This window comes from Achromobacter insuavis, assembly GCF_902859645.1.
In the GTDB taxonomy this organism is placed as follows: domain Bacteria; phylum Pseudomonadota; class Gammaproteobacteria; order Burkholderiales; family Burkholderiaceae_B; genus Achromobacter; species Achromobacter insuavis.
The window spans coordinates 13,936-37,472 of the sequence record NZ_CADIJR010000009.1; the positions used below are offsets into that span (position 1 = coordinate 13,936).

At 69.6% G+C, this 23,537-nt stretch carries 23 protein-coding genes; 10 read left to right on the forward strand and 13 right to left on the reverse strand.

Translation table 11 applies throughout. The features are described from left to right. Nucleotides 1-11: 11 nt before the first annotated feature. A complete protein-coding gene (locus H0523_RS07305) occupies nucleotides 12-896 on the reverse strand; it encodes a crotonase/enoyl-CoA hydratase family protein (protein WP_054432189.1) in 885 nt (294 codons plus the stop codon). 435 nt (nucleotides 897-1,331) lie between these two features. Between H0523_RS07305 and H0523_RS07310 the strand changes: the two genes are divergently transcribed. The 3 genes from H0523_RS07310 (at nucleotide 1,332) to H0523_RS07320 (ending at nucleotide 4,260) form a co-directional block, all read left to right on the forward strand. After that, the gene (locus H0523_RS07310) at nucleotides 1,332-3,431 is read left to right on the forward strand and encodes a TonB-dependent receptor (RefSeq protein WP_054432188.1); all 2,100 of its coding nucleotides are present in this window, start codon (nucleotides 1,332-1,334) and stop codon (nucleotides 3,429-3,431) included. A gap of 183 nt (nucleotides 3,432-3,614) precedes the next feature. Further along, entirely contained in the window at nucleotides 3,615-3,959 is a 345-nt protein-coding gene (locus tag H0523_RS07315) for a type II toxin-antitoxin system RelE/ParE family toxin (RefSeq protein WP_054432187.1), read from the forward strand. After that, nucleotides 3,940-4,260: a helix-turn-helix domain-containing transcriptional regulator gene (locus H0523_RS07320; RefSeq protein WP_054432186.1), complete on the forward strand. Its 321-nt coding sequence runs from the start codon at nucleotides 3,940-3,942 to the stop codon at nucleotides 4,258-4,260. Before H0523_RS07315 ends, H0523_RS07320 begins: the two co-directional genes overlap by 20 nt. Nucleotides 4,261-4,278: 18 nt before the next feature. Here the strand turns inward: H0523_RS07320 and H0523_RS07325 are convergent, their stop codons facing one another. The 4 genes from H0523_RS07325 to H0523_RS07340 all read right to left on the reverse strand — a co-directional run bounded on the left by H0523_RS07325 (nucleotide 4,279) and on the right by H0523_RS07340 (nucleotide 8,379). Beyond that, entirely contained in the window at nucleotides 4,279-5,259 is a 981-nt protein-coding gene (locus tag H0523_RS07325; protein ID WP_054432185.1) for a Bug family tripartite tricarboxylate transporter substrate binding protein, read from the reverse strand. 159 nt (nucleotides 5,260-5,418) lie between these two features. Beyond that, nucleotides 5,419-6,363, reverse strand: coding sequence for a LysR family transcriptional regulator (locus H0523_RS07330; protein ID WP_054432184.1), 945 nt, complete (start codon nucleotides 6,361-6,363; stop codon nucleotides 5,419-5,421). A 73-nt stretch (nucleotides 6,364-6,436) separates the two neighbouring features. Next, a complete protein-coding gene (locus H0523_RS07335; RefSeq protein WP_054432183.1) occupies nucleotides 6,437-7,588 on the reverse strand; it encodes a CaiB/BaiF CoA transferase family protein in 1,152 nt (383 codons plus the stop codon). Further along, nucleotides 7,585-8,379 carry an enoyl-CoA hydratase gene (locus H0523_RS07340; RefSeq protein ID WP_054432256.1) on the reverse strand — a complete coding sequence of 265 codons (795 nt, stop codon included), beginning with the start codon at nucleotides 8,377-8,379 and terminating at the stop codon, nucleotides 7,585-7,587. The genes H0523_RS07335 and H0523_RS07340 overlap by 4 nt, the downstream gene beginning before the upstream one ends. Before the next feature lie 204 nt (nucleotides 8,380-8,583). Here H0523_RS07340 and H0523_RS07345 point away from each other — a divergent pair, with 204 nt between their 5' ends. After that, entirely contained in the window at nucleotides 8,584-9,465 is an 882-nt protein-coding gene (locus H0523_RS07345; protein ID WP_180180045.1) for a dienelactone hydrolase family protein, read from the forward strand. A 60-nt stretch (nucleotides 9,466-9,525) separates the two neighbouring features. Here the strand turns inward: H0523_RS07345 and H0523_RS07350 are convergent, their stop codons facing one another. The 3 genes from H0523_RS07350 to H0523_RS07360 all read right to left on the reverse strand — a co-directional run bounded on the left by H0523_RS07350 (nucleotide 9,526) and on the right by H0523_RS07360 (nucleotide 12,018). After that, complete coding sequence (locus tag H0523_RS07350) at nucleotides 9,526-10,242, reverse strand: YiiX family permuted papain-like enzyme (RefSeq protein WP_156350138.1); 717 nt, start codon at nucleotides 10,240-10,242, stop codon at nucleotides 9,526-9,528. A 109-nt stretch (nucleotides 10,243-10,351) separates the two neighbouring features. Then, a complete protein-coding gene (locus tag H0523_RS07355; RefSeq protein ID WP_054432181.1) occupies nucleotides 10,352-11,248 on the reverse strand; it encodes an SDR family NAD(P)-dependent oxidoreductase in 897 nt (298 codons plus the stop codon). Between the two features lie 26 nt (nucleotides 11,249-11,274). Beyond that, nucleotides 11,275-12,018: an SDR family oxidoreductase gene (locus H0523_RS07360; RefSeq protein ID WP_054432180.1), complete on the reverse strand. Its 744-nt coding sequence runs from the start codon at nucleotides 12,016-12,018 to the stop codon at nucleotides 11,275-11,277. Nucleotides 12,019-12,128: 110 nt separating this feature from the next. Here H0523_RS07360 and H0523_RS07365 point away from each other — a divergent pair, with 110 nt between their 5' ends. Next, nucleotides 12,129-13,049, forward strand: a complete 921-nt coding sequence (locus H0523_RS07365; RefSeq protein ID WP_054432179.1) for a LysR family transcriptional regulator — start codon at nucleotides 12,129-12,131, stop codon at nucleotides 13,047-13,049. Here the strand turns inward: H0523_RS07365 and H0523_RS07370 are convergent. After that, on the reverse strand, nucleotides 13,028-14,422 hold the full coding sequence (locus tag H0523_RS07370; RefSeq protein ID WP_054432178.1) for a GntP family permease: 1,395 nt from the start codon (nucleotides 14,420-14,422) through the stop codon (nucleotides 13,028-13,030). The two genes, H0523_RS07365 and H0523_RS07370, sit on opposite strands and share 22 nt — an antisense overlap. Nucleotides 14,423-14,541: 119 nt before the next feature. Beyond that, nucleotides 14,542-16,698 (reverse strand): TonB-dependent siderophore receptor, encoded by a 2,157-nt coding sequence (locus H0523_RS07375; protein WP_054432177.1) that lies wholly within the window; start codon nucleotides 16,696-16,698, stop codon nucleotides 14,542-14,544. Between the two features lie 138 nt (nucleotides 16,699-16,836). Between H0523_RS07375 and H0523_RS07380 the strand changes: the two genes are divergently transcribed. Next, nucleotides 16,837-17,595, forward strand: a complete 759-nt coding sequence (locus H0523_RS07380; protein WP_054432176.1) for an AraC family transcriptional regulator — start codon at nucleotides 16,837-16,839, stop codon at nucleotides 17,593-17,595. A 78-nt stretch (nucleotides 17,596-17,673) separates the two neighbouring features. Here the strand turns inward: H0523_RS07380 and H0523_RS07385 are convergent, their stop codons facing one another. From H0523_RS07385 to H0523_RS07395, 3 genes are all read right to left on the reverse strand, one after another. Continuing rightward, nucleotides 17,674-17,925, reverse strand: a complete 252-nt coding sequence (locus H0523_RS07385; protein ID WP_054432175.1) for a hypothetical protein — start codon at nucleotides 17,923-17,925, stop codon at nucleotides 17,674-17,676. 186 nt (nucleotides 17,926-18,111) lie between these two features. Then, nucleotides 18,112-18,921, reverse strand: coding sequence for an aminoglycoside phosphotransferase family protein (locus H0523_RS07390; protein WP_054432174.1), 810 nt, complete (start codon nucleotides 18,919-18,921; stop codon nucleotides 18,112-18,114). 47 nt (nucleotides 18,922-18,968) lie between these two features. Beyond that, a complete protein-coding gene (locus tag H0523_RS07395; protein ID WP_054432173.1) occupies nucleotides 18,969-19,415 on the reverse strand; it encodes an NUDIX hydrolase in 447 nt (148 codons plus the stop codon). A 287-nt stretch (nucleotides 19,416-19,702) separates the two neighbouring features. Between H0523_RS07395 and H0523_RS07400 the strand changes: the two genes are divergently transcribed. The 4 genes from H0523_RS07400 (at nucleotide 19,703) to H0523_RS07415 (ending at nucleotide 23,529) form a co-directional block, all read left to right on the forward strand. Continuing rightward, nucleotides 19,703-20,578 (forward strand): LysR family transcriptional regulator, encoded by an 876-nt coding sequence (locus H0523_RS07400; RefSeq protein WP_054432172.1) that lies wholly within the window; start codon nucleotides 19,703-19,705, stop codon nucleotides 20,576-20,578. Between the two features lie 186 nt (nucleotides 20,579-20,764). Then, nucleotides 20,765-21,550: an aldolase gene (locus H0523_RS07405; protein ID WP_054432171.1), complete on the forward strand. Its 786-nt coding sequence runs from the start codon at nucleotides 20,765-20,767 to the stop codon at nucleotides 21,548-21,550. A gap of 43 nt (nucleotides 21,551-21,593) precedes the next feature. Next, on the forward strand, nucleotides 21,594-22,922 hold the full coding sequence (locus H0523_RS07410; RefSeq protein ID WP_006394268.1) for an MFS transporter: 1,329 nt from the start codon (nucleotides 21,594-21,596) through the stop codon (nucleotides 22,920-22,922). A 7-nt stretch (nucleotides 22,923-22,929) separates the two neighbouring features. Further along, nucleotides 22,930-23,529, forward strand: a complete 600-nt coding sequence (locus tag H0523_RS07415; RefSeq protein ID WP_054432170.1) for a 2-hydroxychromene-2-carboxylate isomerase — start codon at nucleotides 22,930-22,932, stop codon at nucleotides 23,527-23,529. The last annotated feature ends 8 nt before the right edge of the window (nucleotides 23,530-23,537 follow it).

Below are 23,537 nucleotides of genomic sequence, written 5' to 3' on the forward strand. Positions count from 1 at the left end.
GCCCGCCGCGCTCAATGCATGGTCGCGTCCATCAGGCCCTCGGGGCCGGCCGGCGCGCGCCGGTTCTGCGCCATCACCAGGCGCTCCATGTAGGCGCGGTCCTTCGGGTCGATCGAGAAGGCCGCGTCGACCCAGTCCTCGGTGATGTCCATCAGCTCGGAGCGGGTCAGCTGCAGCACGCGCTGGCGCGCCCGCAGCATGGCGCGCATGCCATTGAGCTTGGGCCGCATCACGTCGATGAAGGTGCGGGTGGCCTTGTAGGCGTCGCCCGGCTCGAACACCACGTCCACCAGGCCGCGCGCCTGGAACCACTCGGCGGTGTGGGATTCGCCGCTGCTGATCAGTTCCTCGGCCAGTTTCATGCCCGAGCGCCGCGCCACCAGCGAATAGCCGCCCATGCCGGGGAACAGGTTGAAGGCCATCTCGGGGAAGCCCATGCGGGCGTTGTTCTGCGCCAGCACGAAGTGGTGCGCCAGCGCCGCCTCGAAGCCGCCGCCGAGCGCGGTGCCTTCGATCATGGCCAGCGACACGGCGCCGGTATCGAAGCCGCGGGTGGCGGCGTGCACGCAATCGACGCATGCCCGGGCGTAGGCGCGCAGCGCCTCGCGGCGGCCGGTGCGGATGGCCTCGGCGAAGAAGTTCAGGTCGCCGCCGACGTTGTAGATCTGCGGCACCAGCGAGCCCGTGACCCAGAAGTCGATGGGCAGGCCGAAGTCCTTGGCGGCGCGCGCCAGGGTCATGATTTCGTCGATCAGTTCGTGATTGAAGCAGGGGCGCGGCTGGGCGCGCAGCATCATCCACATGACACGTCGTCCTTCTTCATAGAACGCGGAGACTTGCTTCATATTGCCTGCGGCGGTAAAGGGATGGCAGTCCGGATGAATGAGTTGATTCATTTGCTTTCGTCCAATCGGTCAAGGTGAGTCGGAGTACTGCGGGGCCAGCCTAATACAGCCGGCGCCTCGTTCCGCTCATGCAAACCTCGTCCGATCGGCCAGAGTTCTCCCTAGTGCGGATATCGGAGTGATTGTTTGAAAAACATTGCGTTGTGTGTCGTGTCGTCGTCCGCATGGAGGACGCGCGCCTCGCCGATGCGGACGAGGACCGTCGCAAATTCGCGAGGTTAACGATGCGCGCGAGCGGCATGATCGACTCATGCGAATGGCGGGGGGCAGGGCGCCCGGAACGATGAATGGGGGGCTGGCGCGCGCCCGCCGTTGTGACGTTGCAACAGCGCAGGCGGGGTCTATGTAAATGATAGGATTCTCATTTACAAATAAGTTTCATTCTCGATATTATCGCGGCTCGATAAAACTTACAGAAAGCTTGCGATGCCCGTTTTTCCCGTCCCGCGCACCCTGACCCTGGGGGCCGCGCTGGCCCTGATGGCCCCTGTCGTTCCCGCCCACGCCGACCCCACCCACCTCCCCGTCATCAGTGTCGAAGGCGCCAGCGCCGACGATCCGCGCGTGCCGGAAGTCACCACCGCCACCCGCACCCAGACCCCCGCGCGCTACGTGCCGCAGGCCATCGACAGCGTCAAGGTCGAGAGCCTGCAGAACTACGGCATCAGCACTCTCGGCGAGGCCCTGTCCGGCATCCCCAACGTCAGCAATGCCTCGGACACCCGCTTCGACTCGCTGCGCATCCGCGGCTTCGACGCCAGCAACGACTTCTACCTGGACGGCATCCGCGACGACAGCCAGTACGTGCGCGACTTGCACAACATCGAACGCATCGAGGTGCTCAAGGGCCCGGCCGCGGTGCTGTACGGCCGCGGCAGCCAGGGCGGCATCGTCAACCGCGTCAGCAAGGCGCCGCAGCCGGGCCGCGAGTCCACCCTGGAAGCGCAGGCCGGCAGCTGGGACCTGCGCAGCTTCTACGGCGACCTGAGCGCCGACCCCGGTGAAAACGTCAGCGTGCGCCTGAACGTCGGCCAGGAAGACACCAACAGCTTCCGCCACAAGATCGGCGGCACCCGCCAGCTGGTGGCGCCGTCGCTGAACTGGCGCATCACGCCCGACCTGGACTGGCTGGTGCAATACGAATACAGCCGCTATGACCGCACGCCGGATCGCGGCATTCCCAGCGTCAACGGCCGGCCCGCCGACGTCGGCCGCTCGACCGTCTACGGCGACCCCGACCGCGACTACATCGACGACCGCGCGCAATCGTTCCGCTCGCGCCTGGCCTACACGCTGGCGCCGGGCTGGCAGCTGCGCTACACGCTGGGCGTGTTCGCGCTCGACAGCAAGTTCGACAACACCTACCTGACCGGCTACAACGCCGCCACCGGCAAGGTCTCCCGCACCCGCTGGCAGCAGGACCTGACCACCCGCAGCATCAGCAACAACCTGGAAGCCGAGGGCCTGTTCCATACCGGCGCCATCGAGCACCGGGTGCTGTTCGGGGTGGACGTGGCCAACCAGACGCGCACGCCCGACCTCTACACCACGCTGGCGCGCGGGCCGGGCGCGCAGCCGGTGCCGACGCTGGACCTGTACGACCCGGACCTGTCCCAACAGCACAACGGCGCCATGGCGCTCAACAGTTCCGCCCGCCACAAGACCCGCAGCCAGGGCTACTACGTGCAGGACCAGATCAAGCTGGACGATGCCTGGCAGGTGCTGCTGGGCCTGCGCATGGACCGCTTCAGCGTCGATTCCACCAACCGCTTGCTGGACCTCTCGGCCCGCCGCGACAGCCATGGCCTGAGCCCGCGCGCCGGCGTGGTGTGGACGCCGGTGCGCGACCACTCGTTCTACGCGTCGTACAGCAAGACCTTCTCGCCGGTCGGCGGCAGCCTCATCGGCATTACGCCGAACGCGCGCGGCAACACCAATGACGTCGATCCGGAGCAGACCCGCCAGTACGAAGTGGGCGTCAAGAGCGACTGGCTGGACGGGAATCTGAGCACCACGCTGGCGCTGTACCAGCTGGAACTCTACAACCGCCGCACCTCCGACCCGGTCGATCCGACCATCGTGCTGCTGACCGGCAAGCAGCGTTCGCGCGGCATCGAGCTGACGGCGGCCGGGCGCCTGACCGGCAACTGGTACCTGCGCGGCGGCATCGGCCTGCAAAACGCCTCCATCGTCGAGGACAACAACGGCCTGGCGGGCAACCGCGTCAGCAACGTGGCGCGGCGCAACGGCAGCGTGTTCCTGACCTACAAGCCGGCCGAGGGCCTGTACGGCGAAACCGGCCTGACCTTCGTCGGCCAGCGTTATGCCGACAACGCCAACTCGGCGGTGCTGCCCGGCTACGCCACCTGGGACGCGCTGGTCGGCTACCGCGCCGGCCAATGGGACTGGCGCCTGGCGGTGCGCAACATCACCGACAAGACCTATTACGCCTCCGCCACCAGCGCCGCCCAGATCCGCGTGGGCGAACCGCGCACGGTGGTGGCGACGGCGCAGTACCGGTTCTGACGGGTAGACACGATCCAGGCAGGACGGACGGGCGCTTCGGCGCCCGTTTTCTCTTTGCAGGAAGACGCGCGAGTGGGGAGGAAAAGGTCACGCACCGCCCGGCAGGAACCAAGGGAGTGTCTTATCTTGTTGGCGGACTGACTGTGCTGACTTGACTGGACTTCGTCTTTTGACGAATATGGTATGTACCGAATCGAACACTACCTCACCCCCGGAAAACTCAAGGATTCCTATGCCACTTGGCTACGCGGCCTGCGCGGCATGCGCGACAAGGTGGCGGTCATTCGCCGTGTGGCGCGTCTGGCGTCCGGCAATTTCGGCGATCACCGCTTCTGCCGCGAGGGCGTGTGGGAATTGCGTATCGATTCAGGGCCGGGCCTGCGCGTCCACTACGCGCTGTCCGGTGAACGGCTGGTGCTGTTGCTGGCCGGAGGCAGCAAGCGCACGCAGGATGCCGACGTCCATCGCGCGGTGGAGTATTGGCATGACTGGCAACGGAGAACGGATGATGAGAAGCAAGCCCCATGATGAAGCAATGGTCGAGGTCTATCGCAGCGACCCCGCCCTCGCGCTGGAGACAGTCAACAGCATTCTCGCCGATGGCGACCAGGGGGAATTGCTGGTGGTGCTGCGCCAGATGACGCAGGCGTTCGGCGGCATGCAGGCCGTGGCGGAGCAGGCGCGGCTGAATCCGACGCAGCTTTATCGCACGCTGTCGTCCAAGGGTAATCCGTCGCTCGCCAGCCTGCTGGCGATTCTCAGGGCGATGGGCCTGCGGCTGGCCGTGGTGCCGCTGGCGGATGCGGCGGCCCCGGTCCGGATGGGCTGAGGCCGCGCCTCGGGGCGTTTATTGCGGCTCGATCTTCGCGTCGATCGCGCGCTGGGTCCAGATCTGGCGCTGCGACTGGGCGAAGGCCTGGTGTTCGGCCAGCGTGTTGGGCGCGACCTGCATGCCCAGCGTCTCGAACTTGGCGATGCTGTCGGGCTCGCTCAGGATGCGCGTGATCTCGCGGTTCAGGCGCTCTACCACCGGCGCCGGCGTGTCCTTGGGCGCGGCCACGCCCACCCACACCACCAGGTCGAAATTCCGGTAGCCCAGTTCGGCCAGCGTCGGCACGTCGGGGAAGTCCTTCGAGCGCGCCTGGCCGGTGAAGGCGATGCCCTTGAGTTTGCCGCTGTGCATGAACGACGTCACCACCGACAGGTCGGCGAACAGGTAGTCGACGTGGCCGCCCAGCAGGTCGGTGACGGCGGGCGGCTGGCTTTTGTAGGGCACGGCGTTGGCGGCGGCGCCGGCAACGCTGTTGAAGGTGGCCCCGGCGATCTGGCTGGTGGGCGAGCCGTAGGCGTAGTTGAGCGGCTTGGCGCGGGTGGCCTGCACCAGCTGGGACACCGAGCCGTAGGGCGAATCGGCGCGCACCACCAGCATCATGGGAATGGTGGCGATGCGGATGACGTGGATGAAATCGCCGGTGGGATCGTAAGGCAGCTTGCGGAACAGGGCGGGCGTGGCCGAGTGCGTCGAGCTGCTGGTCAGGATCAGGGTGTAGCCGTCGGGCGCGGCGCGCGCGGCGGTGGACGAGCCGATGGTGCCGGACGCGCCGGGCTTGTTCTCGATCACGATCGGCACGCCCAGGCGCGGGCCGAGCTTTTCGGTCAGGATGCGGGCGCTGGTGTCGGTGGCGCTGCCGGGCGAGAACGGCACCACGATGGTGATGGGCTTGCTGGGGTAGGCATCGTCGGCCTGCGCGGCGCCGGTGGCGGCCAGGGCCAGGGCGCAGCACGCGGCGAACCGGCGCATGCGGCTGCGTTCCGGGGATCGGGTCATGAAAGTCTCCTGTGTTTTTCTCCGGCCGCGATGGCATGTGGCGGCCGCGATTTCCGCCATGATGCGGCCGCGCGGCTTATCGCAACAAGGGACTAATTTTCATAGACCTATTCCGTATCCGGATAAGTCCCGCGCCGCGCGCGTCGGCCCGGCGCGGCCTTACTGGCCGGCGGCGTCCTCGTCGTAGCGGGTCGGGTCGGGCGCCGCCTCGCGCGCCCGCAGCGTCGTCTCCAGGTCGGCCAGGAACGCGTCCGCCGCCCGCGACAGGCGCGCGTTGTGGCGCTGGATCAGCCACAGCGCGTGGCCGCGCTGGCCGGCGCCGCCGATGGGCGCGGTGGCCAGGCCCAGCTGGCGCGCGAAGGCGCAGACGTAGCCGGGCACCACGGTGATGCCCAGGCCGGCCCGCGCCAGGTTCAGCACCGAGGTCAGCATGCCGGCCTCGATGCCGGACTGGAATTGCAGGTCGAGTTCGCCGCTGATGCGGTCCACCGCGCGGCGCACGCTGTAGACGTTGCGCAGCGTGATGTGTTCGTGGGCGGCCAGGTCGGCCCAGCGGACCTGTTTGCGGCGCGCCAGCGGATGGTCGGGCGCGAAGGCGGCATGCATGGTGTCGCGGTAGATCACGCGCGCGGCCAGTTCGTCGCCCTCGATGTCGGTGGAGACGATGCCGAAGTCGGCGCGGCCGTGGCGCACGTGCTCGATGGTCTCGTCGGTATTGAGCTCGAACAGGTCCAGCTTCACGCCCGGATGGCGGCGGTGGTAGCGCGCGATCACGCCGCCCAGCAGGCCGACCATCATCATCGGCGAGCTGGCCACGCCGACCACGCCGCGTTCCAGCGAGCGCAGGCCGGACATGCTGCGCTCGGCCGCGCGCACCGTGCCCAGGATCTCCTGGGCATAGGCATAGAAGTCGGCCGCGCCCTCGCACGGCGTGACGCTGCGGGTCGAGCGCTCGAACAGCGGCTGGCCGACCTCGGCCTCGAGTTCGGCGCACAGCTTGCTGACCGCCGATTGCGTGACGAAGGCGGCGCGGGCGGCGGCGGTGAAGCTGCGCAACTCGTAGAGCGCGCAGAACACGCGCAACTGCTTCAGGGTGATGTTCATGATCGGGGCGGAAAGGGGGCGGGCGCCCCGGGGGCCGGCGCGCGCAAGCCCGCATCCGCCGCGCCCCGGGGACTCAATCCGGATCGAGCATATCGCGATCCGCGTCCTGGCGTGGCGCCAGGCGGCGGATCGACCCGGGCGTGCGCGAGAAGCGCACCGGGATCGCGGTGGCCGTGAGCGCGCCCTCGGTCGGATGCTCGACCCGCTGGAAAAAGCCGGTCGCGGCCAGGTGCGGGTCGTCGAACAGCGCCTCGGGCGGATTGACGCGCGAGTGCGGGATGTCGGCGTCCGCCAGCAGCGCCAGCCAGTCGTCGGTGCCGCGCAGCGCGACGATGGCCGCCAGGTCGGTGTACAGCGCGTCGAAGTGGCGGGCGCGGGTCTGGGCGCTGGCGTAGCGCGGATCGGCGGCCAGGTCGGCGCGTTCGGCCAGGGTGAAGAAGCGCTGCCATTGCGCGTCGGTATAAGGCAGCAGCGCCAGGAAGCCGTCGCGGGTGCGGTAGGGCCGGCGCTCGGGCGACAGCACGCGGCTGTAGCCCATGCCGCCGCGCGGCGGGTCGAAGGTGCGCCCGCCCATGTGCTCGATCAGGGTGAAGGACACCAGCGTCTCGAACATCGGCACCTCGATCGCCTGGCCCTGGCCGGATTTCTCGCGCTCGTACAGCGCCATCGGGATGGCGTAGGCCAGCGTCAGCCCGGCCACCTTGTCGGCCATGATGGTGTTGATATAGGCCGGCGCGCCGCTGTTGCGGCCCTGCAGGTCGGCCAGGCCGCTCATGGCCTGGATGATGTCGTCGAAGGCCGGCTGCGCGGCGTAGGGGCCGTCCTGGCCGAAGCCCACCGCCGAACAGGTGATCAGGCGCGGGTTGCGCGCCCGCAGGCTGGCGGCGTCGAGCCCGGCCCGCGCCAGCGCGCGCGGGCGCACGTTGGAGATGAAGACGTCGGCGCCGTCGATCAGCCGCAGCAGGCGTTGCAGGTCCTCCGGCTCCTTGACGTTCAGGGTGAGGCTGCGCTTGTTGCGGTTCAGGTTCAAGTAGACGGCGCCCATGCCGGGCGAGGCGGCCGGCGCCGAGGCGCGGAACACGTCGCCCTCGGGCGCTTCGATCTTGATGATCTCGGCGCCCATGTCGCCCAGGATCTGGGTGGCGTAGGGGCCCATGCCGACCGAGGTCATGTCGACCACCCGCACGCCGGCCAGCGGGCCGGTGGCCGCGGCCGCCGCCGTCATTGCGCCTCCCGCGCGCGCTTGCGGGCCAGGAACGGCGCCATGTAGCGGCTCGGTTCGTCGGTAGTGAAGGCCGCGCCGAAGGCGTCGACGCTGCGGTCCAGGCCGGCCTCCACCGTGGACGTCTCCCAATAGCGCAGCAGCGCTTTCTGCGAGCGCACGGCCAGCGGCCCGCTGTGGGCGATGGGGGCGACGGTGCGCTCGACCAGCGCGTCCAGCTCGCCGGCCTCGCACAGGAACTGCAGGAAGCCCCAGCGCAGGGCCTGCTCGGCGTCGACCGTGGCGCCGGTCAGCAGCAGCCAGTGGGTGGCGCCCGGGCCGATCAGCGCCGGCAGCAGCACGGCGTGGATCACCGACGGAATGCCGACCTGTACTTCGGGCATGCCGAAGACGCCGTCGCGCGAACCCAGGCGGATGTCGCAGGCCGCCGCCAGTTCCATGCCGGCGCCCAGGCAGAAGCCGGGCAGGCGGGCGATGGTCGGCACCGGCACCGCGCGCACCGCTTCGCACAGGTCGCGCAGGCGGGTGATGAAGGCGCGGCCGCCGTCCGGATCCAGCTCGGCCATTTCATAGATGTTGGCGCCGCCGACGAAGGCCTTGTCGCCGCTGCCGCGCAGCACCAGCGCGCGGGCGTCGGCCTGCGTCGCGATCCAGCGCACCGCCTGGGTCAGGCCCAGCGTGACCGGCGAGGCCAGGATGTTCAGGCTCTTGGCGTCGTCGATCCGCAGCGTATAGACGCCGCGCGCATCGCGCTCGATGTGGCTGTGGGGGAAGGCGGGAATCGGGGCGCTCATGAGCTTGCTGTCTCCATTGGAATCGTGGGCGATGCCGGTCATGCTAGGCCCGACCGTTGATCACGACAAACAAGTAATTTTCATGGAATGAGTCCGGCCTGGAATAAATCGCCGCGGGCCGGGTTCGCGACGATGGCGGGGCGGGCGCACTCGGAGTATCTTGCGCTCACCCGGGCGGCGAGCCTATTCCTGACGAGGGGCAACATGGGTGTTCTGGCAAGAATCACGATGATCGGCGGACTGGGACTCTTGACGGCGTGCGCCGCGCCGCCGCCCAAGCTGGCCGCCAACGAAAGCGTGCAGAAGGTGCCGGTGCGGGTGGCGCTGGAGAACGGCGGCGCCGCCACCGGCGAGGTCGTGGTGACCGTCTTCACGCCGGCGGGCGAGGGCCGTCATCCGCTGATCGTGATCAACCATGGCCGGGCCGGCGACGCCGCCGGCCGCGCCAAGCTGGGTCGGGCGCGCTACGCGGCGGCGTCCAGGTTCTTCACCGATGCCGGCTTCGTGGTCGCGCTGCCGGTGCGCCTGGGCTATGGCGTCACCGGCGGGCCGGACCTGGAGAACAGCGGCCCCTGCGGCGAGCGCCGCTTCACCCCGATGTTCGACCGCGCCGCCAGCCAGATCGACCAGGTGCTGCGGGTCATGGCGCAGCGTCCGGACGTGGACCCGGCCAGGGTGGTGGTGCTGGGGCAGTCGGTGGGCGGCGGCTCGACCGTGGCGCTGGCGGCGCAGAACCCCGCGGGGGTGAAGACCGCCATCAACTTCGCCGGCGGCTCGGGCGGCGATCCGGTGCGCTCGCCCGGCAAGCCGTGCGGCCCCGAGCGCCTGCAGGCCACGTACGCGGGCTATGGCCAGGCCACGCGGCTGCCGATGTTGTGGATCTATACCGAGAACGACCTGTACTGGGGGCCGGACTGGCCCAAGCGCTGGGTCGAGGCCTACAACCAGGCCGGCGGCCACGCCACCTTCGTGCCCATGGGGCCCGACGGCGAGAACGGCCACAGCCTGTTCACCCACGCGCCGCAAAAGTGGCAGCCGGTGGTGGCGAAGTACCTGCGCGAGCAGGGCTTCGACATGCCGCAATAGGCGTGGCCCGAGCGGCCGGCGGCGCCGCCGATTGCGCGACCGGTCGCGCCGCCCGCCGCGTCAGCGGTCCGGGACCGTGGCCAGCAGCGGCGAGTCGAACATCGCGGCCGGGGAGATGATGGGTTCCTCCCACGGGATGTCCTTGCCGTAGCGCGCCTGCATCGTGGCGCGCACGGTGGGCGAGCTCAGGTCGAACTGCTTGAGGGGTTGCAGCGCGCCGATCTGCAGGCCCAGCGTGCGCTGGTAGATCTTCCAGACCAGCTCGGAGCAATAGATCCGGTCGTCCGACCAGCCGAAGGCCGCGTCGTACGGCTTGCCGAGATAGCGCGCGCCGGTGCGGGCCAGCTGTTCGCGCGTCTCGGGCGTCAGCCGCGAGGCATCGCGCAGGCGCTTGACGACGTATTTTCCGTTTTCGCCCTGCGCCGTCCACTGGGCCAGCGGCGTGTAGCTGACCGTGGCGGCGGCTTCCAGCACGTAGGGCGCGCCCTGGCGCATCACGATCATGCCCATGTGGCTGTAGGGCGAGTGGGTGGCCTGCTGGATCGCCTGGCTCTGGGCGGAGCGGGATTGCTGGAAGATCAGGTCGCCGGTCTGCACGTCCGGCGCGGCGCGGGCGGTCCAGGACGCGGCGCACAGCGCGGCCGCGGCGAAGGCGCCGGCCCACGCGCCGGCCGGTTTGCGTCGTCCGACGCGTGTCCACGCGGGGGCCTGTTCCTGGCGTCCGTCGCGCGCGGCGCGGCGGTCTTGCGGCAATGCTGAAGGCTGCGGTGCGGGCATGGCGGTTCCCCATGAAAAGCCATTCGTCGCGCGTCGTCGAGCGAGCGTGAGGGATGGCGGATTCTACCGTTCCCGCCCGGGTTGCCGCGCGGCAAGGGCGCCGCTTTTTTCAAGCGCGCGGCGTCGACGGATGCAGCAGGTCGGCGATGCCGATGCGCTCGGCGAACGCGATCCGCAGTTCCTCGGCCAGCGCCAGCACTTCCTCGGCGCCATCGCCGACGAAGTCGACCACCGAGCGCGCCGGCCGGCTGCCCGCCGGCAGGCCGACGATGCGGGCGATCTCGTCGGCCACCGCCTGCGGCGTGGCGTCGTCGGGGGTGAGCGCGCTCAGGCGCGCGCCGACCTGGTCCATCACGCCGTCGTAGCGCGCATAGGCCGCCACGCGGGCCTGGTCGCTGGGCTTGCCGGCGCTGGGGAAGTGCTCGGTGCCGCGGGTGAAGGCGCCCGGCACCACGATCGAGGTCTCGATGCCGAAGCGCGCCAGTTCGTACGACAGGCTCACCGCCAGCGAATCCATCGCCGCCTTGGCCGCGCCGTACGGCCCCATGAACGGCGGGAAGCCGCCCTTGGTGGTGGTGCTGCTGATCCACAGCATCAGGCCCGACTGCTGCCGGCGCAGCTGCGGCAGGGCGGCGCGGTTGACGCGCTGGGCGCCGTAGAAGTTGGTGTCGAAGGCGTGCTGCATGTCTTCGGCGGTGAACGCCTCGGTCGGGCCGATCACCAGGTGGCCGGCGTTCTGCATGACCACGTCGAGCCGGCCTTGGGCCTGGACGATGGCGGCCACCGCGGCGTCGGCGGACGCCTGCGACAGCACGTCCAGTTCCAGCGGATGCAGATCGGCGCCGTGGGCCGCGGCCCAGTCGCGCATGGCCTGGGCGCGGCCGGCGTTGCGGCCGGCGATGTCGCGCATGGTGGCGTAGACGGTGTGGCCGGCGCGGGCCAGGGTTTCGGCGGACAGCTTGCCGATGCCGCTGCCGGCGCCGGTGATGAGGATGACGGATGCCATGGAAGTCTCCGGAAACGGGTCGGCGCTCAGGCCAGGCCGCCGTTGGCGCGCAGCACCTGGCCATTGATCCAGCCGCCGTCGGCGCTGGCCAGGAACGACACCACGCCGGCGATGTCCTCGGGTTCGCCCAGGCGCTCCAGCGGCGGCATCTTGGCGAAATGCTCGATCAGTTCCGGGCTCTTGCCCGTTTTGAACAGCTCGGTGGCGACGGGGCCGGGCGCCACGGCGTTGACCGTGATGCGGCGGCCGCGCAGTTCCTTGGCGAACACGCGGGTGAAGCTTTCCACCGCGGCCTTGCTGGCGATGTAGATGCCGTAGGTGGGCATGTTCAGCGCCAGCGTGGTGCTGGAGACGTTGACGATGCTGCCGCCGTCGGCCAGCCGCGTGCCGGCCTCGCGCAGGGTGTTGAAGGTGCCGCGGGTGTTGATGTCGAAGGTCTGGTCGTACAGCGCGTCGCTGGTTTCGGCCAGCGTCTGCAGCTTGAGCACGCCGGCGCTGTTGACCAGCACGTCGATGCGGCCCAGGCCGGCTTCGACCTGGTCGAACATGGCGCGCACCTCGGCGGCCTTGGACACGTCGGCGCGCACCGCCAGGGCCCGGCCGCCGGCCTGGCGGACTTCAGCGGCGAGGGCGTCGGCCTCGGCGGCGCTGGAGGCATAGTTGATGGCGACGGCAAAGCCGTCGACGGCCAGGCGGCGGACGATGGCGGCGCCGATGCCGCGCGAGGCGCCGGTGACCAGGGCGACGCGTTGGGAAGCTTGGGAAGTCATGGATTGTCCTTGGGTGAGTGGGTGAGACGAATCATGGACTATTCCAAACAAAAGATAATTATTCTGTTTTTGCTAACATAGTTTCATCTACGTTAATAATAGGGGGGCGCATGGACCGCTTCCAGGAAATGCAGGTGTTCGTGCGCATCGCCGAACGGCGCAGTTTCTCCAAGGCCTCCGAGGACCTGCAGATTCCCCGCGCCACCGTGACCAACCTGATCAAGCGCATGGAAAAACGGCTGGGCGCGCGCCTGCTGGAACGCACCACGCGCCAGGTGCGGCTGACCCATGACGGCGAGGCCTATTACCGGCGCTGCGTGCGCCTGCTGGCCGACCTGGAGGAGGCGGATGGCGCTTTCCTGAACACCGCGCCCAAGGGCCTGCTGCGGGTCAACCTGCAAGGCACGCTGGCGCGGGTGTTCGTCATGCCGGGCCTGCCGGCCTTTCTCGAACGCTATCCCGACATCGTGCTGCACCTGGGCGAAGACGACCGGCTGATCGACCTGGTGCGCGAGGGCGTGGACTGCGTGCTGCGCGCCGGCACGCTGCAGGACTCGTCGCTGGTGGGGCGGCAGATCGCCCTGATGCCGCAGGTCACCGTGGCCAGCCCGGCCTATCTGGCGCGCTTCGGCGAGCCGGCCACGCTGGACGACCTAGACGGCCACCGGGCGGTGGACTACATCTCGTCATCGACCGGCCGCAGCCTGCCGCTGGACTTCATGGTGGATGGCCGCAACGTGCTGGCGCGGCCCGGCTCGGTGGTCAGCGTCAATGGCGCCGAACTCTACGCCAGCGCGGCGCTGGCCGGCCTGGGGCTGGCGCAGGTGCCGCGCTACCGGGTCGCCGACGAACTGGCGTCGGGCCGGTTGCGGGTGGTGCTGCCCGACCTGCCGCCGGCGCCGATGCCGGTGTCGGTGCTGTACCCGCAGAACCGCCAGGTGTCGGCGCGGGTGCGGGTGTTCAGCCAGTGGCTGGCCGAGATCTTCGGCCAGGCCTTCGGGCCGGCCGGTCAGACGATGCCGGTCAGGTAGTACACGGCGATCACCAGGAACACCGACAGTGTCGAGATCAGCGTGATCGCGAAGATGTCGCCGTAGGACTGGCGATGCGTCAGGCCGGTGACGGCCAGCAGGGTGATGACGGCGCCGTTGTGCGGCAGCGTGTCCATGCCGCCGCTGGCCATGGCGGCGATGCGGTGCAGCACTTCCATGGGAATGCCGGCCGCCTGGGCGCTGTCGATGAAGGTCTGCGCCATGGCCGCCAGCGCGATGCTCATGCCGCCCGAGGCCGAGCCGGTGATGCCGGCCAGCGACGTCACCGCCACCGCCTCGCCCACCAGCGGGTCGGGAATCGCCTTGAGCGCGCTGGCCACCATCAGGAAGCCGGGCAGCGCCGCGATCACGCCGCCGAAGCCGTATTCGGCCGCGGTGTTCATCGACGCCAGCAGCGCGCCCGAGACCGCGCTCTTGCTGCCTTCGGCGAAGTGCGCCTTGATGTGCGAGAACGAGAACAGCAGGATGGTGACGATGCCGGCGATCAGCGCGCCCATCACCGCCCACAGCGCCACCTGGTCCTGGGCGTTGACCGGCATGGGCTGCGGTAGGCCGGGCAGGTCGACCTGCGAGCCGGCCGGGTACCAGCCGGGAATCCAGCGCGTCAGCAGGTAGTTGGCCACGCCCACCACCACCAGCGGCAGCAGCGCGACCAGCGGGTGATGCTCGCGTCCGCCGGCCGGCGTGTCCGGCTCGTTGCGCAGCTCGGTGCCGTAGCCTTCGCCCGCCAGCGCGGCGCGCTTGCGGCGCCATTCCAGGTAGGCCACGCCGGCGCTCAGCGTGAAGGCCGCGCCGATCAGCCCCAGCCAGGGCGCGGCCCAGGTGGTGGTCTCGAAGAAGGTGGTGGGGATGATGTTCTGGATCTGCGGCGTGCCCGGCAGCGCCGTCATGGTGAAGGTGAACGCGCCCAGCGCGATCGCGCCCGGCATCAGCCGCTTGGGGATGCCGCCCTGGCGGAACATCTCGGCCGCGAACGGATAGACCGCGAACACCACCACGAACAGCGACACGCCGCCGTAGGTCAGCACCGCGCACACCAGCACGATGGCGACGATGGCGCGCTCGGCGCCGATCAGCCGCAGCACCGCCCGCACGATGGCGCGCGAGAAGCCCGACAGCTCGATCAGCTTGCCGAACACCGCGCCCAGCAGGAACACGGGGAAATAGAGCTTGGCGAAGCCCGCCATGCGCTCCATGAAGATGCCCGAGAACACCGGCGCCAGCGCCGACGGGTCGGTCAGCAGCACCGCGCCCATGGCCGCGATGGGCGCGCACAGGATGACGCTGTAGCCTCGATACGCCGCCAGCATCAGGAATGCCAGCGCCGCCACCACGATAATCAATCCGGTCATTCATTACTCCAGGAATGAAGGGTTAAGGGGTGTGGGGCTACACCTTAACCGATCGATCCCGGCGTCCGTTTGACAGGACGGGGCGCCGGCCCGTTGTCGGACCGGACCCCACGCGCGCCTCAGTACGTGGCGCGCAACGTCAGCATCACGTTGCGCGGCTCGCCGTAGATGCCGTAGAAGTTGGACGGCACGCGGGCGTAGTAGTGGCGGTCGAAGACGTTGTTCAGCGTCAGCGAGGCGTCCAGGTTGCGGTTCACCTTGTAGCCGATCTGCGCGTCGACCACCGCGTAGCCGCCTTGCCACGAGACGTTGTTGCGGCTGGTGCGGCTCTGCGTGCGCACGCCGCCGCCAACGCGCCAGCCCGGCAGCACGTCGGGCGTGAAGCGGTAGGTGGTCCAGACCTTGAACAGGTGCTTGGGCGTTTCCGGGTTGACGATCTGGCCTTCCTGCGTCGGGTCGGACAGGTAGCGGGTCTGCAGGTAGGTGTAGCCGGCGTACAGGTCCCAGTTGGGCAGCAGGCGGCCGCTGATCTCGGCCTCGACGCCCTGGCTCTGGGCCTCGCCCTGCGCCAGGTAGCGGCCCGGGTTGGCGTCGTCGGGCACCGCGCGGTCCTTGTCGCGGATGCGGAACAGCGCCAGCGAGGCGTTGGCCGCGCCGTCCAGGAACTGGCCCTTCAGGCCGATCTCGTACTGCTTGCCGGTGCGCGGCTTGAGCGGCTTGCCGTCGGCCGTCATCTGCCAGGCTTCCGAGAAGGCGTAGATGTCCGAATAGCTGGCATAGGCCGACAGCCACGAGTTCAACTGCGCCACCGCGCCGTAGTAGGGCACGAACTTGCGCACCTCGGGATCGCGCCGCGTGTCGCCGGCCACCGGCAGGATCGCCTGGGTGGAGGTGCGGTACCAGCTCTGGCGCCCGCCCACGATCAGCGTCAGCGGGTCGGCCACGTTGAAGCTCAACTGGCCGTAGACGCCCATCTGGCTGGTCTTGGAGTCGTCGCCCGAGGTGTAGGGCAGGTCGGGGTTGGGCACGTCGATGTCGTAGATCGACACGCTGCTGAGGTTCATGCCGCCCGAGCGGCTGTCCTGGCGCCGCTCGGCGTAGTTGGCGCCGATCATCGCCTGGTGGGTGCGGCCGAGCAGGCTGAAGGGGCCCGAGGCATGGGTGTCGAAGCCCATCCAGCGGATCTGGTCCTTCTGCACCTGCAGGCGGTAGCCGGCGCGGTCGTTGACGGGATTGACCGGGCCGTTGACGTAGCCGTAGCGGCTGTCCATGTCGGTCGAGCGGTAGTTCATCGACACCTGGCCGGTCCAGCCATTGGCGAAGCGGTGGCTCAGTTCCGAATAGATTTCCGACATGGTGGTGTCGCCGCGCGACCAGTCGGTGCCGTAGAAGCCCTTGCGCGGCGAATCGATGATGTGGCCGTTCGAGTAGATCGACAGGCCGTAGTCGAACGGCGCCTCGCGCTGGCGCTGGTAGGCCGCCGACAGGGTCAGGGTGGTATTGGCGCTCAGGTCGAATTCGAGCGAGCCGTAGGCCAGGCCCTGGCGGTTGTGGGCCTTGTCGAAGAAGAAGTCGCGGTCCTGCGCGGCGAAGCCGGCGCGGGCGCGCACCCGGCCGTCGGCCGTGATCGGGCCGGTCGCGTCCAGTTCGGTGCGGTAGTTGTTCCACGAGCCGGCCATCACCGCGCCGGTCAGGCTGAAGGTGTCCAGCGGCCGCTTGCGCACCAGGTTGACGGTGCCGGCGGGGCTGCCGAAGCCCTGCAGCAGGCCGGCCGGGCCGCGCAGCACCTCGACGCGGTCGTACAGCGCCAGGTCGAACTGGGGCAGGTATTGCAGCGCGCCGTTGGCGGGCACGCCGTCGAACTGCACGTCGGTCTCGTAGCCGCGCGCAGTGAAGTAGGCGGTGCCGTCGCCGTAGGTCATGGCGCTGACGCCGGTGGTTTCGCGCAGCGCGTCTTCCACCGTGACCATGTTCTGGTCGTCCATGCGCTGGCGCGTCACCACCGACACCGAGTTGGGGATGTCGCGCACATTGGCGCCGGTCTTGCCGACGGTGACGGTATTGGCGGTGTACGACTGCGAGCCCTCGGTCTGGCCGGGGTCGGAGAGTTTCTCGGCCGCGCCGGTGACCCGCACGGGGCTCAGCTGCGGGACGTCGTCGGCCCGCGCCACGAGGGGCGCGCAGGCCTGGACCAGCAGGGCGGCGGCGAGAGTCAGGCGGAACGAAAAGGGGTGGCGTGGGGCAAATGCGACAGGGAGAAGTGCGGCGGGCGTCATTTTCTTTTGAAAACAATGGGAATCATTTGCATTAATGATAAAAAGCAAGTTCCCTGTTTGCTGGACAGAAAATGTCGAAAAACGGACATAACTGGCTGGATCGCGGTTCTTTCAACCCTTGCTATCGAAATCCCGCCAATGCATGAGTTTCCCGTCGAGGCGCCGCCGGTGGTGGCGCGCTCGTTCCACTACGAAGATGGCCAGCGGCAGGAGCCGCATTCGCACGAGCGCATCCAGCTGATGTATTCGCCCACCGGCATCATGCGCGTCATGACCGAGGACGGCGCCTGGCTGCTGGCGCCGATGCGCGCGTTGTGGATTCCGCCCGGCGTGGCCCATGAGGTGCGCATGGTCGGCCAGGTGACGATGCGCTCGGCCTTCATCGCGCCCGACGCCGCGCCCTGGCTGTGGAAGGATACGTGCGCGCTGGACGTGGCGCCGCTGATGCGCGAACTGATCCTGGCGCTGAACCAGCCGGTGGCGCGCCACGGGCCGGTGCAGCGGCTGAGCGCCGAGCTGCTGCTGAACCTGCTGGCCGGCACCGAGCGGCAGCATCGCCAATTGCCGCTGCCGTTCGACCGCCGCCTGCGCAAGGTCTGCGCGGCGGTGCTGCAGTCGCCCGGCAACGACGACACGCTGGAGCAGTGGGGCGAGCGCATGGGCGCCAGCGCGCGCACGCTGGCGCGGCGCATGAAGGACGAGACCGGCATGAGCTTTCACAACTGGCGCTTGCAGGTGCGGATCGACGAAGGCATCTGCCGCCTGCTGCAGGGGCAGCCGGTGGTGAACGTGGCGCGGGCGCTGGGGTACGCCAGCGCCAGCGCCTTCGTCTATATGTTCCGCAAGGTGATGGGGGTGTCGCCGACGCGGTATCTGGAGCAGATCGCGGCGGGATGAGGGTGGGGCGCCGGACGGGCCGCGTCGGGACGCGCGGGCGGCGCGCGCATCAGGCCCGAGCGGGAAGGCCTGCCGCGGTCAGTTGGTGTTGATCCATTCCTGCGTGTCGCGGATGAACCAGGGCAGGTTGATCCGTTCGCCCTCGCCGGACTGGATGGTCAGGCGCTGGTCCGATGCGCCCGGGGCGCCGGCCGCGCCCTGCGCCTGGGGCGCTGGCCGGCTGCGATACCGCAGGTCGGTCTGCGCAGGGGGCTGGCTGGCGCAGGCGGTGATCGATGCGCAGGCGAGGGCGGCCAGGATTGGCCGCAGTGTTGAACGAAGGGTCTTCATGATTCGGGTTCCTGCTGGCGGCAGCGGCCAACATGCCAGTCGATCCAGGCCGCATTATTCATTACCTTACTCGCAATACGGGGCGGATCCCACCGGCCCGTCGTATCACGGTATTTCCGCGCCGGCGCGGTCCGGCGGCCGGCGATGCGGTTCGCGCCGGCGCGGCGCCGCCGACGGGCCATCGCGCTAGCGGTCGAGCAGCGCCAGCGCCTGGCGCGCGATCTCCAGGTCGATGGCGGCGTCGTCGCCGTCGCCCATGAACCATGCCGCCGACAGTCCGCACCAGGCCACCACCCATTGCAGCAGCCGGCGGCGGTCCAGTCCCGATTCCTCCAGCACGATCCCGAGCCTGCGCTCGAAACGGCCCGGCACGATGGCCACCGGCGGCTCCGGGTCGGCCAGATCGGGGTTGCAGAAGATGTTGGCGTAGTCGAAGGCGCGCTCGCCGTGGAGCCGCTTGGGGTCGATCACCAGCCAGCCGCGCGCGCCGAAGTCGAGGATGTTGTCGTGGTGCACGTCGCCGTGCAGCACCACCGGGTCGCGCGGATCGTCCAGCAGCGCGCGGGCGTGGCGCGCGCTGTGCGCCAGGATGCCGCCGCGCGCCCGCGCCATCGGCCACAGCTCGACGAACCATTCCTCCAGCGGCCGCAGCGGCGGCAGCGGTTTGGCGCGCGGCGCGTGCAGTTCGCGCAGCACGCCGCAAAGGATGCGGGTGGCCTCGTCGTCGCGGCCGTTGCGGGCATACTCGGCCAGCGAACGCGTGCCGGTGGCGCGTTCCAGCAGGATGGCGTCGCCTTCGTGCGCCAGCACCCGCGCGGCGCCGTGGCCGTCCCACCAGGTCATCAACACGCCGCCCTGGCGCTCGTCTTCCTCGACCGCGACCTTCAGCATCGCGGGCACGCCGGCCTGGCGCACCGGCAGCAGCCGGGCGGCATGGGTCGTGATGGGGGCGCCGTCGGGCACGAGGTTCCAGCGGGACAGGTAGGGTTCGAACATCGGCGCGGGGCGGGCCTGGCCCGCCAGGGTGGGGAACGCTTACGGTATCAGAGAATGCCGGCGTCGGCGGCCAGCGCCGCCGCCTTGCGCGCCAGCGCCGCGACGCCGAAGCTGGTGGCCAGGGCCTGGCCCTCCAGCTCGGTCAGCGGCACCCAGCGCGCGTCCAGCGCATCGTCGCCGGCCACCGGCTCGCCGGCCTGCCAATGGCACAGCACCGCGATCAGGATGTAGTGCCGGCGCAGCGCGCCGGCCTCGTCATGGTCGAACACGTCGACGGCATCGAAGACGCGCAGCGGCTCGGCGCGCACCCCGCATTCCTCGAACAGTTCGCGCGCGGCGGCATCCTCGAGCCGTTCGCCGGCCTCGATCTTGCCGCCGGGAAAGGCCCAGCGGCCCTGGTCGGGCGGGTTGGCGCGCCGCACCAGCAGCACGTGGCCGTCGCGCACCACGGCGGCGATGGTGGCGGGAATGGGGCGAGCGGGCGGGGTGGTCATGTCGGGGTGTCCTGGGGCGTGGGCCGTTGGCGCTCGGTCGGGCGCCAGGCCGTCCACGCCCACTTCATTTAGCCATCGAGCGCGTTGGCGGTGACGGCAACGCGTTGCAATCTGGCCATGGAAGTCCCGGCCCGGCTTGATGAATTATGCCTGCCCGTCCGGCGGAACAGGGCTTAGCGCAAATCCCGGTAGTGGCGGCGCGGCCCTTGATGCACACTGTCCCTGCCGCGCCGACTCGAGCGCGATGGATAACGACAGGGCCCGCGCGGGCCCGCTGGGGAAGCCGCATGGACACGCCGGACCGGCAATTGCGCTATTTCGTGCGCATTGCCGAATTGAAATCGCTCTCGCGCGCCGCCGAGGATCTGGACCAGACCCAGTCCGGCCTGAGCCGCCAGCTGGCCGCGCTGGAGGCCCACGTGGGCAAGCCGCTGTTCGTGCGCACCGGCCGCGGGGTCGAACTGACCGAGGCGGGCGCGCGGCTGCTGGAGGGCATCCAGCCGGCCTACCGCGCCATCGACCAGGCGCTGGAGGCGGTGCGCCAGCGCGAGGGCGTGACGCAGGGATCGGTGCGGCTGGCCACCGTGCACACGCTCAGCTACTACTTCATGGCCGACGTGGTGGCGCAGTTCGTCAGCAGCCGGGAGCACGTCAATCTGTCGGTCATGGGCCGCAGTTCGCCCGAGGTGGTGACGCTGGTGGAAAGCGGCAAGGCCGACATCGGTTTCGTCTACGACGCCGCCGTGGCGTCGGATGCGCTGGCCTCGACGCCGCTGTTCGACGACGACATGTGCCTGATCGTGCGCGACGGCGTCGCGGCCGAGGATGGCGTCGACCTGGGCGCGATGGCGCTGCGGCTGGTGGGCTTTCCCTCGCACTATGCGCTGCGCAAGATGATCCACAGCGCCGGCCTGCAGCCGGAGTTCGTGGCCGAGGCCGAGACCATCGACGCCATGCTCAAGCTGGTGTCCTCGGGGGTGGGCGCCTGTATCCTGCCATCGCGCATCCCGCAAAAGCTGCTGACCGATTACGGGCTGCGCAAGGTCGCCATCGGCAGCCCGGTGCTGCGCCGGCGCGTGGTCGCCATCACGCTGGCGCAACGCCAGCCGCTGCCGCTGGTGCACGAGCTGCTGGACTGCGCCCGCCGCATCGCGCGGGACTGAGTCCGCGGGGCTGAATCCGACGAATCCTCGTTTACCCTCGGGCCGCGCGGCCGGCCCCTGGCGCGGCCGCGTCGAATAGCTGCTATGAGCCCGGCTGCATGGCTCGATGCGGGGGCGCTTTCCATACTGTGCGGCAAGGCGCGGCATCCGTCCGCGCCATCCCGAACCGCATCAGGAGGCAGCAGCATGGACAACACCCTGCGCGAAAAAGCGTACTTCGACACCCGCGCCACCCAGGAGATGGCGCAGCACCTGCGCGCCGTGCCGCGCACCCTCCAGGAGACCATGGCCTACGCCTGCCGCATCCTGGCGATGACCGAGCAGGAGGCCGGCCTGGCCGGCCAGATCAGCGTGCGCTCCGAGCGCCCCGGCGCCTACTGGACGCTGCGCTTCGGCCTGGGCTTCGACGAGGCCACCCCGGCCGACTTCATCGAGGTCGACCGCGACCTGCACACGCTCACGGGCGAAGGCATGGCCAATCCGGCGACGCGTTTTCACCTGTGGGTCTACGAGGCGCGGCCCGACGTGCAGTCCATCATCCACACTCATTCGCCGTGGGCCTCGGCGCTGGCCGCGGCGCGCCAGCCGCTGGTGATCGCGCAGATGGACATGACGCCGCTGCACGACGACTGTGCCTTCCTGGGCGAATGGCCCGGGGTGCCGATCGCCGACCAGGAGGGCGTCATCATCTCGGGCGCGCTGGGCGCCAAGCGCGCCATCATCCTGGCGCACCACGGCTACCTGACGGCCGGCGCCAGCTGCGAGGAGGCGACCTACCTGTCGGTCTACCTGGAGCGGGCGGCCCGCATGCAGATCCGCGCGCAGGCCTTCGGTCCGCTGACGCCGGTGGACGACGCGCTGGCGCGCGAGGCGCACGACTACCTGCTCAAGCCGTCGATCGTGCGCGCCACCTTCGACTACTGGTGCCGCCAGACCCACGGCATCGCGCTGCTGCCGCGGCCGGCCCGCTGATACCCAGCTGTACCCATAACGATACTTTCAAGGGGAAGTCACGATGATGACGACCAAGACGCCGCGCGCGCGTTCGCGCCGGGACTACGTAACGGCCGGCCTGGCCAGCATGATGGGCACCACTATCGAGTGGTACGACTTTTTTCTCTACGGCACGGCCGCCGCGCTGATCTTCAACAAAATCTTCTTTCCGTCCTTCGATCCGCTGACCGGCACGCTGGCCGCGTTCGCCACCTATTCGGTGGGCTTTTTCGCGCGGCCGCTGGGCGGGGTGATCTTCGGCCACTACGGCGACAAGATCGGCCGCAAATCGATGCTGCTGATCACGCTGCTGCTGATGGGCGTGCCCACCATCCTGATCGGCCTGATTCCCTCCTACGACCAGATCGGCTACTGGGCCGCGGTGCTGCTGGTGCTGATGCGCTTTCTGCAAGGCATCGCGGTGGGCGGCGAGTGGGGCGGGGCGGTGCTGATGGCGGTCGAGCACGCGCCCGAGGGCAAGAAGGGCTTCTTCGGCAGCCTGCCGCAGGCCGGCGTGGCGCCGGGCCTGATCCTGTCGTCGCTGGCGATGGGCGCGGTGGCCGGCTTGCCGGAGCAGGACATGCTGTCCTGGGGCTGGCGCCTGCCGTTCCTGGCCAGCGTGGTGCTGCTGGCGGTGGGCTGGTTCATCCGCGTCAAGGTGGCCGAGTCGCCCGACTTCGAGCAGATGCGCGAGCAGGGCGCCAAGGTCGAGGTGCCGGTGGCCGAAGTCCTCAAGCACCACCGGCGCGCGCTGTGGACGGTGGTGGGCGCGCGGCTGGCCGAAGTCACCTGGTTCTATACCGTGGTCACGTTTTCGCTGGCCTACGCCACCGGCACGCTGGGCATCGCGCGCTCGGTGATGCTGGACGCCACCATCTGGGGCGCGGCGCTGGCGCTGTTCACTATGCCGCTGTTCGGCATGCTGGGCGACCGGGTCGGCCACAAGTGGGTGTTCATGGCCGGCTCGGTCGGCATCCTGGCGTGCGCGCCGCTGTTCTTCCAGTTGCTGGCCACGGGCCAGACCGGCTGGATCATCGTCGCGGTATGCCTGGCGGTGGGATTGGTCTACGCTTGCCTGTACGGCCCGGAGGGCACGCTGTTCTCCAGCCAGTTCCCGGCCGAGGTGCGCTACACCGGCATTTCGCTGGCGGTGCAGGTGTCTGGGGCGATCGGCGGCGGCCTGGCGCCGATCATCGCGACCTGGCTGCTGGCGCGCGCCGGCGGCGATCCGAAGTACGTGGTGTGGTACCTGAGCGCGCTGGGCGTGATCGCGGTATTCAGCGCCTGGCGCATGCGCGGCGACGCGTCGGCCGCGGCGGCGCTGGGCGTGCCGGCTGGCGCGCGGACCTGAGGACGACATGAAGACGATCGACTATTACTTCTGGATGAATTCCGACTGGGCCTACCTGGGCGCCGACCGGCTGGAGGCCCTGGCGGCGCGCCACCAGGCGCGCATCCGCTACCTGCCGGTGGACCTGCCCGACGTCTATGCGCGCACCGGCGGCGTGCTGCTGGGCCAGCGCGCGCCCGAGCGCCAGGCCTACCGGGTGACCGAGCTGGCGCGCTGGTGCCGCAAGCTGGACATCCACGTCAATCCCACGCCGGCGTACATGTGTCCGGACGCGGGGCTGGCCTCGCGCATCGTGATCGCGGCCGATGCGGCCGGCCTGCCGGTGGCGGCGCTGTACAAGGCCATCCTGGCGGCCGAGTGGTGCGAGGAGCGCGACATCTCGTCGCCGGACACGCTGCGCGCCATCGTGCGGGAGCAGGGGCTGGATGCCGCGGCGCTGCTGGCCGCGGCCGAACAGCCCGCGGCGCGCCAGGCCTACCGCGACAACACCGATGCGGCGGTGGCGGCCGGCGTGTTCGGCTCGCCGTCGTATGTCTATCGCGGCGAGCTGTTCTGGGGCCAGGACCGGCTGGAGATGCTGGAGGAGGCGGTCGCCCGGGCGGCCTGAGCCGCCCC

Excerpts from the sequence above, each read along its gene's own strand:
- H0523_RS07330 (WP_054432184.1), bottom strand. The coding sequence starts at position 6,363 with ATGAACATCACCCTGAAGCAGTTGCGCGTGTTCTGCGCGCTCTACGAG.
- H0523_RS07320 (WP_054432186.1), top strand. The coding sequence starts at position 3,940 with ATGAGAAGCAAGCCCCATGATGAAGCAATGGTCGAGGTCTATCGCAGC.
- H0523_RS07335 (WP_054432183.1), bottom strand. The coding sequence starts at position 7,588 with ATGACGGCGGCGGCCGCGGCCACCGGCCCGCTGGCCGGCGTGCGGGTG.
- H0523_RS07400 (WP_054432172.1), top strand. The coding sequence starts at position 19,703 with ATGGACACGCCGGACCGGCAATTGCGCTATTTCGTGCGCATTGCCGAA.
- H0523_RS07395 (WP_054432173.1), bottom strand. The coding sequence starts at position 19,415 with ATGACCACCCCGCCCGCTCGCCCCATTCCCGCCACCATCGCCGCCGTG.
- H0523_RS07355 (WP_054432181.1), bottom strand. The coding sequence starts at position 11,248 with ATGGCATCCGTCATCCTCATCACCGGCGCCGGCAGCGGCATCGGCAAG.
- H0523_RS07410 (WP_006394268.1), top strand. The coding sequence starts at position 21,594 with ATGATGACGACCAAGACGCCGCGCGCGCGTTCGCGCCGGGACTACGTA.
- H0523_RS07390 (WP_054432174.1), bottom strand. The coding sequence starts at position 18,921 with ATGTTCGAACCCTACCTGTCCCGCTGGAACCTCGTGCCCGACGGCGCC.
- H0523_RS07415 (WP_054432170.1), top strand. The coding sequence starts at position 22,930 with ATGAAGACGATCGACTATTACTTCTGGATGAATTCCGACTGGGCCTAC.
- H0523_RS07305 (WP_054432189.1), bottom strand. The coding sequence starts at position 896 with ATGAATCAACTCATTCATCCGGACTGCCATCCCTTTACCGCCGCAGGC.
- H0523_RS07405 (WP_054432171.1), top strand. The coding sequence starts at position 20,765 with ATGGACAACACCCTGCGCGAAAAAGCGTACTTCGACACCCGCGCCACC.
- H0523_RS07315 (WP_054432187.1), top strand. The coding sequence starts at position 3,615 with ATGTACCGAATCGAACACTACCTCACCCCCGGAAAACTCAAGGATTCC.
- H0523_RS07310 (WP_054432188.1), top strand. The coding sequence starts at position 1,332 with ATGCCCGTTTTTCCCGTCCCGCGCACCCTGACCCTGGGGGCCGCGCTG.
- H0523_RS07360 (WP_054432180.1), bottom strand. The coding sequence starts at position 12,018 with ATGACTTCCCAAGCTTCCCAACGCGTCGCCCTGGTCACCGGCGCCTCG.
- H0523_RS07385 (WP_054432175.1), bottom strand. The coding sequence starts at position 17,925 with ATGAAGACCCTTCGTTCAACACTGCGGCCAATCCTGGCCGCCCTCGCC.
- H0523_RS07375 (WP_054432177.1), bottom strand. The coding sequence starts at position 16,698 with ATGACGCCCGCCGCACTTCTCCCTGTCGCATTTGCCCCACGCCACCCC.
- H0523_RS07370 (WP_054432178.1), bottom strand. The coding sequence starts at position 14,422 with ATGACCGGATTGATTATCGTGGTGGCGGCGCTGGCATTCCTGATGCTG.
- H0523_RS07325 (WP_054432185.1), bottom strand. The coding sequence starts at position 5,259 with ATGACCCGATCCCCGGAACGCAGCCGCATGCGCCGGTTCGCCGCGTGC.
- H0523_RS07340 (WP_054432256.1), bottom strand. The coding sequence starts at position 8,379 with ATGAGCGCCCCGATTCCCGCCTTCCCCCACAGCCACATCGAGCGCGAT.
- H0523_RS07365 (WP_054432179.1), top strand. The coding sequence starts at position 12,129 with ATGGACCGCTTCCAGGAAATGCAGGTGTTCGTGCGCATCGCCGAACGG.
- H0523_RS07350 (WP_156350138.1), bottom strand. The coding sequence starts at position 10,242 with ATGCCCGCACCGCAGCCTTCAGCATTGCCGCAAGACCGCCGCGCCGCG.
- H0523_RS07345 (WP_180180045.1), top strand. The coding sequence starts at position 8,584 with ATGGGTGTTCTGGCAAGAATCACGATGATCGGCGGACTGGGACTCTTG.
- H0523_RS07380 (WP_054432176.1), top strand. The coding sequence starts at position 16,837 with ATGCATGAGTTTCCCGTCGAGGCGCCGCCGGTGGTGGCGCGCTCGTTC.